General features: G+C 71.1%; 10 protein-coding genes. 3 read left to right on the top strand and 7 right to left on the bottom strand.

The genetic code is table 11. The features are described 5' to 3' along the window. Together N864_RS24240 and N864_RS16345 are read right to left on the bottom strand one after the other, a co-directional pair. A partial coding sequence (locus N864_RS24240; protein ID WP_155892977.1) for an IspD/TarI family cytidylyltransferase occupies positions 1-301 on the bottom strand: 301 nt, incomplete at its 3' end. Next, positions 301-783 carry a CarD family transcriptional regulator gene (locus N864_RS16345; protein ID WP_034719207.1) on the bottom strand — a complete coding sequence of 161 codons (483 nt, stop codon included), beginning with the start codon at positions 781-783 and terminating at the stop codon, positions 301-303. The genes N864_RS16345 and N864_RS24240, both read right to left, overlap by 1 nt. 265 nt (positions 784-1,048) lie before the next feature. On the opposite strand from N864_RS16345, the gene N864_RS16340 reads away from it, so the two are divergent. Beyond that, complete coding sequence (locus N864_RS16340; RefSeq protein ID WP_034719205.1) at positions 1,049-1,558, top strand: hypothetical protein; 510 nt, start codon at positions 1,049-1,051, stop codon at positions 1,556-1,558. Positions 1,559-1,671: 113 nt separating this feature from the next. Here N864_RS16340 and N864_RS16335 read toward each other — a convergent pair whose 3' ends face one another. Together N864_RS16335 and N864_RS16330 are read right to left on the bottom strand one after the other, a co-directional pair. After that, positions 1,672-2,352, bottom strand: a complete 681-nt coding sequence (locus N864_RS16335) for a response regulator transcription factor (protein ID WP_034719203.1) — start codon at positions 2,350-2,352, stop codon at positions 1,672-1,674. Positions 2,353-2,386: 34 nt separating this feature from the next. Then, positions 2,387-3,637, bottom strand: a complete 1,251-nt coding sequence (locus N864_RS16330) for an ATP-binding protein (RefSeq protein WP_034719212.1) — start codon at positions 3,635-3,637, stop codon at positions 2,387-2,389. Positions 3,638-3,799: 162 nt separating this feature from the next. On the opposite strand from N864_RS16330, the gene phoU reads away from it, so the two are divergent. Then, positions 3,800-4,501: a phosphate signaling complex protein PhoU gene (gene phoU / locus N864_RS16325; RefSeq protein WP_034719200.1), complete on the top strand. Its 702-nt coding sequence runs from the start codon at positions 3,800-3,802 to the stop codon at positions 4,499-4,501. Between the two features lie 12 nt (positions 4,502-4,513). Here phoU and N864_RS16320 read toward each other — a convergent pair whose 3' ends face one another. The 3 genes from N864_RS16320 to mshA are packed head-to-tail and all read right to left on the bottom strand — an operon-like array spanning position 4,514 to position 7,164. Further along, entirely contained in the window at positions 4,514-5,257 is a 744-nt protein-coding gene (locus N864_RS16320; protein WP_034719197.1) for a phosphoglyceromutase, read from the bottom strand. Positions 5,258-5,281: 24 nt separating this feature from the next. Beyond that, complete coding sequence (locus tag N864_RS16315) at positions 5,282-5,866, bottom strand: YbjN domain-containing protein (RefSeq protein ID WP_081793953.1); 585 nt, start codon at positions 5,864-5,866, stop codon at positions 5,282-5,284. Continuing rightward, the gene (gene mshA / locus N864_RS16310; RefSeq protein WP_034719194.1) at positions 5,863-7,164 is read right to left on the bottom strand and encodes a D-inositol-3-phosphate glycosyltransferase; all 1,302 of its coding nucleotides are present in this window, start codon (positions 7,162-7,164) and stop codon (positions 5,863-5,865) included. Before mshA ends, N864_RS16315 begins: the two co-directional genes overlap by 4 nt. 161 nt (positions 7,165-7,325) lie before the next feature. Between mshA and N864_RS16305 the strand changes: the two genes are divergently transcribed. Then, on the top strand, positions 7,326-8,126 hold the full coding sequence (locus tag N864_RS16305; RefSeq protein WP_034719191.1) for a methylase: 801 nt from the start codon (positions 7,326-7,328) through the stop codon (positions 8,124-8,126). Positions 8,127-8,152 lie beyond the last annotated feature (26 nt).

Genomic DNA, 8,152 nt, shown 5'->3' with positions numbered 1-8,152 from the left:
GGCCTTTCGACGGGTTGTGGCCTTTCGACGGGTTGGGGCCACTCGACGGGAGGGGGGTCGGCGCGGGGTCAGCGGGGACGGCGAACCCAGCTGAGCGGCATACCTCCTGGGCGGGCCCCAGCCATGCGGGCGGCGCCACGACGACGACTTCACGAAGGTCGGGGCACGACAATGCCCCCCGCAGGGCGTGCCCGAGGATGGGCACGCCTGCGAGGGGCACGAAAGCCTTGGGGGCGTCAGCCCCCAGTCGAGATCCGGACCCGGCGGCGACGATGACGAGACCGACGTCCGCCGCAGTCATCAGGAGGCGAGCACCTCGTCGAGGATCGACTCGGCCTTGTCCTCATCGGTCTTCTCCGCCAGCGCCAGCTCCGAGACGAGGATCTGACGCGCCTTGGCCAGCATCCGCTTCTCGCCGGCGGACAGGCCACGGTCCTGGTCGCGGCGCCACAGGTCACGCACGACCTCGGCCACCTTGATGACGTCGCCGGAGGCGAGCTTCTCGAGGTTGGCCTTGTAGCGACGGGACCAGTTGGTGGGCTCCTCGGTGTGCGGAGCCCGGAGAACCTCGAAGACCCGGTCGAGGCCCTCTTGGCCGACCACGTCGCGGACCCCGACGAGGTCGCAGTTCTCGGCAGGTACTTCGATCGTCAGGTCACCCTGAGCGACCTTGAGCTTGAGGTAGAGCTTGTCCTCTCCCTTGATCGTGCGGGTGTTGATTTCTTCGATCAGTGCGGCCCCATGGTGGGGGTACACGACCGTCTCGCCGACCTTGAACGCCATGTGCTGTTTTCCCCTTTCGCGACCTCAAGATTATCACGAAGCGGCTCACATCGCGATCTCAGGAACTGGCATATCCGCAGGTCAGAGGCATGGTTGTGGACAGGGGGCGATGATCGCAGGCCTTGACAGGCAGGGGCGGTCCGTGCTTCGCGCGGGTACTCCCACGCCCCCGTCCCGGCTGCCAGCCCGGTCGGCGTCGACCACGAACGAGGAGAAGGGCCATGTCGCCCGCGCCGTCCCGCCACCCGCCGGTAGGCTGGCCCGCGTGAAGCGTCGACTCCTGCCCCAGACCCCGGTGCGCCGCACCGTGACCGCCCTCGCGGCGGCCGCCGTCGTCACGGTCGGCACGGCCGGCTGCCAGGTCTTTTCCCCGATCCAGACGGACTACCCGTACGCCCCGGCGGACGGTATCCAGGCCAACCTCGGCAACGTCGCCATCCGCGACCTCGTGCTGGTCGTCAACGGCTCCGGCGAGGCGATGGTCTCCGGTGGCGTCGTGAACGAGAGCAACCAGGCGGTCACCGTCCAGTTCACGCCGCAGCAGCAGGGTGGCAGCACCAGCGGCTCGGGCACCGAGGTGCAGCTGCAGCCGTTCGAGCAGGTCGACCTCGCGCAGCGCGGGCTCCAGCTGAGCGGCGTCACCACCAAGGCGGGGGCGCTGCTGCCGGTCTCGGTCAAGAGCAACGCCGCCGGCACCACGCTGCTCGACGTGCCGGTCGTCGACAGCGCGGGCTACTACTCGACCGTCACGCCGGCCCCGGCGCCCAGCAGCTGACGCTTCCGCAGACACGCTGAGAGGGCCCCTCGATCGAGGGGCCCTTACGCATGTGCCGGTATGCCGCTCACCCCGGTCCGTGCCCCCGCTCCGTCCCGAACGTGGCCGGGGGGTCAGGCCTCCAGCTTGTACCCGAGCCCGCGCACCGTGACGATGTGCACCGGGTTGCTCGGGTCCTCCTCGACCTTCGAGCGCAGCCGCTTGATGTGCACGTCAAGGGTCTTCGTGTCCCCGACGTAGTCGCTCCCCCACACGCGGTCGATCAGCTGCATGCGCGTCAGCACCCGTCCGGAGTTGCGCAGCAGCATCTCGAGCAGCTCGAACTCCTTGAGCGGCAGGGACACGGGCTCTCCCCGCACCGTGACCGTGTGCCGCTCGACGTCCATCCGGACCGGGCCCGCCTCCATCGTCGTGGGCAGCAGCTCCTCCGGCTCGGCGAGGCGCCGCAGCACCGCCTTGATCCGGGCGAGCAGCTCCCGGCTCGAGTACGGCTTGGTCACGTAGTCGTCCGCGCCGAGCTCGAGCCCGACCACCTTGTCGATCTCGCTGTCCTTGGCGGTCAGCATGATGACGGGCACGGACGACCGCTGTCGCAGCTGGCGGCAGACGTCCATGCCGGACAGGCCGGGCAGCATGAGGTCGAGCAGCACCAGGTCGGCGCCGTTCTGCTCGAACTCCGCGAGGCCGGCTGGACCGGTGTCCGCGACGGCCACGTCGTAGCCCTCCTTCTTCAGTAGGTACGACAGCGGGTCGGAGAAGGACTCCTCGTCCTCGACGATCAGGATGCGGCTCACTCAGCGGACCTCGGTTGGTGAAGGGATCTCGGGATCAGGCGGGCTTGGACAGTTCGCTCGGCACGGTCGGCGTCGGCTCCGTGGGGGGCGGCGCCTGGGGCGAGGGGGCAGGCGCCGCGCTGAGCGACTCCGTCGACGTGCCGCTCGACGCTGGGCCACCGCTCGACTGCTGCCCGGCGAGCGGCATGCGGATCGTGAAGGTCGAGCCGTGGCCCGGCTCGGACCACACGGAGACCTGGCCGCCATGGTTCTCCGCGACGTGCTTGACGATGGCGAGGCCCAGGCCGGTCCCGCCGGTCGCGCGCGACCTGGCGGCGTCGACGCGGTAGAACCGCTCGAAGATCCGCTCGTGCTCCTCGGCGTCGATGCCGACTCCCTGGTCCGTGACGGCGACCTCGACGAGGTCCTCGGCAGCGTGCACCGTGACGCTGACCCGGGTGCCGGACTCGGAGTAGGAGATCGCGTTGCCGACGAGGTTGCCGATCGCGGTCGTGACGAGGTCGGCCTCGCCCCAGACGAAGCACCCGGCGTCGACGTCGGTGCGCAGCTCGATGCCGTGCTCGTCGGCGAGCACCCTGGACGCGTCGACCGCCTCGATCGCGCAGGCCGCGACGTCGACGAGGACCGGCTCCTTGATGACGTCCTCACCGGTCAGCCGCGACAGGTCCACGATCTCGCGGACGAGCCGGGTCAGGCGTTCGGACTCTCCGCCGATGCGCTCGGCGAACCGTTTGACGGTGGCCGGGTCGTCGCGGGCGTCGAGGATCGCCTCGGCGAGCAGCGAGATGCCGCCGACGGGGGTCTTCAGCTCGTGGCTGACGTTGGCGAGGAAGTCCCGACGGATCTCCTCGACCCGCCGCGCCTGGGAGCGGTCCTCGACGAGGAGCAGCACGTGCTCTCCGCCGAGGGGGGCGACCCTGGCCCCGACGACAGCCGTCGCGTCCCCGAGGGGTCCTCTCCGCAGCTCGAACTCGGTCTCCCGGATCACGCCGTCCCGTCGGGCCCGGCGGGCCATCTCGAGTAGCTCGGGGTGGACCAGCTCACCGTCGCGGACCAGCCCGTGGGCGACGGCAGCGGGCGAGTTGTTGACGACGCGGTCGGACGTGTCGAGGACGATGGCGCTGGAGCCGAGCACCGCGAGCACCTCAGCGGCGCCGGGCAGCAGCGGCGTCTCGGGCGGGTCCTCGTCCTGCCTCGCCTCCGACCGGTCCGACCACCGCATGGCGAACGTCGCGACGCCGCCGAGGGCGAGCCCGACGATCCCGCCGAGCGTCGCGGCTGCCATGGTGTCCACGACCTCAGGGTACGCAGGTCCCAGCGTGGATCCGGCCATGAACCGGCCGTCGGGAGGGACGGCCACCGAGTGTTCACCTCGCCGAAGCGAACGGTTCACGTCACGATGAGATCGTCTCCGCGAATCGCACCACCCAGCAGGACAGGACCCCGCATGCGCGACCAGTTCCACGAGGACCTCGAGACCATCACCGACCAGCTCGTCGAGATGACCCGGCTTGCCGGCTCGGCGATCTCGCGGGCCACCACGGCGCTGCTCGACGCCGACGTGCACCTCGCCGAGTCGGTCATCGAGGCCGACCGCCACCTCGACGAGATTCGCATCGAGCTCGACGAGACGGCCATCGACCTGCTCGCCCGCCAGCAGCCGGTCGCCACCGACCTGCGGATCATCGTCACCGCGATGCAGATGAGCACCGACCTCGAGCGGATGGGCGACCTCGCCCGGCACGTCGCCAAGGTCGCCCGCCTGCGCGTCCCGGACTCGGCGGTCCCGGCCGAGCTGCGCTCCCACGTCCTGAAGATGGGACAGGTCGCCGGGCGCATCGTCGCCGACTGCGGCAGCGTCATCGCCGGCAAGGACGTCAACGGCGCGGCTCGTCTGGAGAAGGACGACGACGCGATGGACGACCTGCACCGGGAGCTCTTCCAGGTGCTCCTCGACGACAAGAGCGCCCTGACGCGCCTCCAGGTGCTCGACCTGACGCTCGTCGGCCGCTACTACGAGCGGTTCGCCGACCACGCCGTCTCGGTGGCCCGCCGGGTCATCTACCTCGTCACCGGCGAGTACGCCCCGAGCGTCGACCACGAGGACGACGAGGACGCGGCCGACCTCGACACGATCACCCGCGCCTGACCCGGGGCCGCGTCAGCGGCCCTGGTTCGCCACCGCCTCGGCGGCTGCCCTGGCCGCTTCAGGGTCGAGGTAGCGACCACCGCGCGTGAGCGGTCGGAACGAGTCGTCGAGCTCGTAGACGAGCGGCATACCGGTGGGGATGTTCAGGCCCGCGATGTCAGCGTCGGAGACGTCGTCGAGGACCTTGACGAGCGCCCGCAACGAGTTGCCGTGCGCGGCGACGAGGACCGTGAGCCCGTCGGCCAGGTCGTTCTGGATCTCGTTCTCCCAGTAGGGAACCAGCCGGGTGACGACGTCCTTGAGGCACTCCGTGCGCGGCATCGCGTCGCCGAGTCCCGCATACCGGGGGTCGCCGGTCTGGGCATAGGGGTCGTCGAGGTCGATCGGGGGCGGCGGTACGTCGTAGGAGCGGCGCCACTGCATGAACTGCTCCTCGCCGAACTTCTCGAGGATCTCCTTCTTGTTCTTGCCCTGCAGCGCACCGTAGTGCCGCTCGTTGAGCCGCCAGTCGCGCTTGACCGGGATCCAGTGCCGGTCGGCGACGTCGAGGGACAGGTTGGCCGTCGTGATAGCCCGGCGGAGCAGCGACGTGTGGACGATGTCCGGCGTGATGCCCTCCGCCACCATCAGCTCACCGCCGCGAACGGCCTCGGCACGGCCCTTCTCGGTGAGGTCGACGTCGACCCAGCCGGTGAAAAGGTTCTTGGCGTTCCAGTCGCTCTCGCCGTGGCGGAGCAGCACGAGCGTGTACGTCATGACGGCCAGCCTAGCGAGGCGGCCTCACCGGTCCGCGGGCCGCTCCCCGTCGTCCAACAGGTGCCGGAAGGCATCCAGGTTGCGCGTCGACTCCCCTCGGGAGATGCGCCAGGCCCATTCCTTCTTCATGGAGGTGAGGAAGCCGAGCGTCAGCAGCTCGTTGAAGGTCTGGTCCGCGGCGGCGAGGACGACGCCGAAGAGCCGGTCCAGACGCTCGTCGTCGACAGCATCCGTCGGCAGCTCTCCACGCACGTAGACGTCGCCGTCCGTGTCGATGGCGTAGGCGAGACCGGTGAGGCGCAGGTTCTTGCGCAGCAGGTACCGATAGAAGGCCTCGTGGTTCTCGTCCGGGTTGCGGATGACGAACGCCATGACGCTGGTCGTCGTCTCGCCGATGACGAGGGAGACGACGGTCTTGAGCTTCTGCTCGCCCGGGAGGGTGACGACGTACTCCCCCTCGCGCGCGCCGGGCTCCCATTCCAGCCCGACCGACTCGAGGTATGCCGCTGTGCGGGCTCCCGCTCGCGCCGCGGGGTCGGGCGCCGCTCCCCCACCGACGAAGTGTTCGGAGTCGGCTGCCGGCCCGGAAGGGGTCGGGGTCTGGCTCACGGGATCACCGCCCTGGGAACGCCGGCGAGGCCCTGGCCCTCGTCGATGGGTGAGTGGGTGTGGTCGTCGAGGGCGCGCCGGTAGACCTCGAGCAGACGGTCGGCCGTCGCCTCCCAACCGAAGCCGGCCGCATGCCGGACCGCCTTGCGGGACAACACTGTTCGGCGCAGTGGATGGTCGAGAAGCCCACCGATGGCGTCGGCCCAGTCGGCCGGGTCATGGGTCGGCACGAGGACGCCGCCGTCACCGACCGCCGTCGGCAGGCCGCCGACCGCGGCCGCCACGACCGGCGTGCCGCACGCCTGGGCCTCGATCGCGACGAGCCCGAAGGACTCCGAGTGGCTCGGCATGACGACGAGGTCGGCGGCGCGGTACCAGTCGGCGAGGACCGGGCGCGCGACCGGCTTGACGAACCGCACGAGGTCGCCGATGCCGAGCTCGACGGCGAGGTCCTCGAGCTGGTGGGGGTGACTCAGGCCGCTGCCGCTCGGTCCGCCGAGGACGGCCACCTGCAGCGTGCGGCGGCGTGCCGGGTCCTGCGCCACGAGACGGTGCGCGGCACGGAGCAGGACGTCGGGCGCCTTCAGCGGCTGGATCCGGCCCACGAAGAGGAGCAGGTCGGCGGCGGGGTCGAGGCCGAGCCCCGCCCGCGCCTTCGCGCGGTCGCCCGGAGCGAAGACCCCCAGGTCGACCCCGGGAGGGACGATGGACACCTTCGCCGGCTGAGCGGCATACAGCTCGATCAGCTCGCGGGCCTCGTCCTCGGTGTTGGCGACGAGGCGGTCGGCGGCCTCGACGACCTGCACCTCGCCGATCTCCCTACCGGGCGGCTCGGGGCTGTCGCCCTCGGCCAGGTGGCCGTTCTTGACGCGGGCCATCGTGTGCATCGAGTGGACGAGCGCGACCCGCCAGCGGTCGGCGGCGAGCCAGCCCACCTGCCCGGAGAGCCAGTAGTGCGAGTGGACGACGTCGTAGTGGTCCTCCGGCAAGGAAAGGCCGGCGTGCATCGTGCCGGCCGAGAAGGCGCAGAGCTGGCCGGGCAGGTCCTCCTTCGACAGGCCCTCGTACGGGCCGGCGGTGACGTGGCGCACCCGCACGCCCGGTACGAGGTCGACGTCGACGGGGACGTCCGCCGTGGTGCGACGGGTGAAGATGTCGACCTCGATGCCCCGCGCCGCGAGCTGCTTGGCGCTCTCGGCGATGTAGACGTTCATCCCACCGGCGTCGCCGGTGCCGGGCTGCTCGAGCGGCGAGGTGTGCACGCTGACCATGGCCACGCGTTGCGGCTCCGTCGCCATCAGCACCGTCCTCTCACCAGCTCCGCAGGGCACCCACTCGGCACAGCACTCCGCCGGCGTCGGGTATTCCCGTGGCCGCACCACCACTCGACCACGTCGTGCGGGTCGAGGCGGGCTCCTTGGTGGACGCCACCTCCTGACGATAGGCCACGGCATAGGCTCTGCCGGTGGGCAGTCGACCAGTGGGCACCATCACCCGTGGCACGACGAACCCGAACCGGCTGCTGCGCTGCGACCGCTGGCTGGCCGGCCCGCAGGCGTGGCGGCTGCGCAGGGCCGAGGCCCCGCCCGTCGTCGTGGACCTCGGCTACGGCGCGTCACCGATCACGGCCGTCGAGCTGCACGACCGGCTGGCGACGGTGCGGCCGGACGTCGAGGTGGTGGGCATCGAGATCGACCCGGACCGCGTGGCGGCCGGCCGACCGCTGGAGCGTCCGGGGCTGCGGTTCCGGCTCGGCGGCTTCGAGGTCCCCCTCGAGGGCGGTGGCCGCCCGACGGTGGTGCGGGCATTCAACGTGCTGCGGCAGTACGACGAGAGCGAGGTTCCCGGCGCGTGGGCCCTGGTTCAGGAGCGGCTGACCGAGGACGGCCTCCTCGTCGACGGCACCTGCGACGAGATCGGCAGGCGCGCGACGTGGGTGGCCGTGGAGCGCGGTGGCCCCGTGAGCCTCACCCTCTCGATGCGCCTCCGGGGTCTGGCGCAGCCGTCCGACGTCGCCGAGCGTCTCCCCAAGGCGCTGATCCACCACAACGTGCCCGGTGAGCCGATCCACACGTTCCTGCAGGACCTCGACCGGGCATGGGCCCACGCCGCACCACAGGGCGCGTTCGGGGCGCGCCAGCGGTTCCTGACGATGGCGTCGTCCGTCGCCGCGGACTGGCCGCTGCTCGACAGCCCGTCCCGGTGGCGGCTCGGCGAGGTCACGGTCGCCTGGCCCGCCGTCGCCCCCACCCCGTCCTGACCCCCGTCGAGAGGCCACCAACCGAC

This window comes from Intrasporangium chromatireducens Q5-1, from assembly GCF_000576575.1.
In the GTDB taxonomy this organism is placed as follows: Bacteria; Actinomycetota; Actinomycetes; order Actinomycetales; family Dermatophilaceae; genus Intrasporangium_A; species Intrasporangium_A chromatireducens.
Note: the sequence above shows the minus strand (reverse complement) of the source record. Positions and strands in the feature narration are given on the sequence as shown.

Bases quoted from the DNA above. Each gene is read 5' to 3' on its own strand.
- N864_RS16345 (WP_034719207.1), bottom strand. From the start codon at position 783: ATGGCGTTCAAGGTCGGCGAGACGGTCGTGTACCCCCACCATGGGGCC.
- N864_RS16330 (WP_034719212.1), bottom strand. From the start codon at position 3,637: ATGGCAGCCGCGACGCTCGGCGGGATCGTCGGGCTCGCCCTCGGCGGC.
- phoU (WP_034719200.1), top strand. From the start codon at position 3,800: ATGCGCGACCAGTTCCACGAGGACCTCGAGACCATCACCGACCAGCTC.
- N864_RS16320 (WP_034719197.1), bottom strand. From the start codon at position 5,257: ATGACGTACACGCTCGTGCTGCTCCGCCACGGCGAGAGCGACTGGAAC.
- mshA (WP_034719194.1), bottom strand. From the start codon at position 7,164: ATGGCGACGGAGCCGCAACGCGTGGCCATGGTCAGCGTGCACACCTCG.